The organism is Polaromonas sp. P4_H1 (genome assembly GCF_056400945.1).
In genome coordinates this window covers 1-645 of record NZ_JBFUKG010000074.1, presented here as the reverse complement: position 1 = coordinate 645, position 645 = coordinate 1, and the positions used below count along the sequence as shown (strand labels likewise).

The window sequence follows — 645 nt, the reverse complement described above, 5'->3', positions numbered from 1 at the left end:
ATCTTCTGGCGCAGGTCGGCCATATCGGCGCCCGGCTGTTTCAATGCCGCCATGTATGTGTCGATCTTGCTGGCGGCATCGAGCATCGCTGCCTGGGCTTTGGTGATATTCGCATTGATGTCGGCTTTCTGCGACACCCAAACGGAATTGACATAGCTGTTCGGATCGGACGGATCGCTGCTCAGCACCTTGCTGATCGTGTCGTGGGACCAGCGATTCTTGTCGATTCCGAAGGCCGAAAAAACATAATCGCGCAGCTTGTCGTCGGCGAGCAGGCCATTGACGTTGGTGATCTTTCCGATCGTGAGATTGTAGTAGTTCTTGTTCGCGTCGATGGCATCGACCCCGCGCTGCGCTACGGCCGTGTACAGACCGATCATGTCGTCGGCCTGGTTCTCGGACTGGGCGGTGTTGGTGCTGCTGCTGGTGGTCCCGAAGGGGAAGGCCGCTGCGAAATCCCGGTAGCGCTTGTCGCTCAGCTTGTTGGCAAAACTGTTGGCGTCGGAGAGATCGCTTTCCAGCACCTTGCGCAGGAAGGCCTTGGCATAGGCCATGTCCTCCAGACCATAGGCCGTCGTTGCATAGGTATAGAGCCGATAGTCGTTCAGGAGATCATCGACGGTTTTCACCTTGCCGATGTTCTCC

1 protein-coding gene is annotated in these 645 nt (G+C 57.2%); it reads right to left on the bottom strand.

Annotated elements, in window-relative coordinates; translation table 11 throughout:
* Positions 1-645, bottom strand: a 645-nt coding sequence (locus tag AC1DS5_RS25145; protein ID WP_477720968.1) for a DUF1217 domain-containing protein, incomplete at both ends; no start/stop codon positions are given.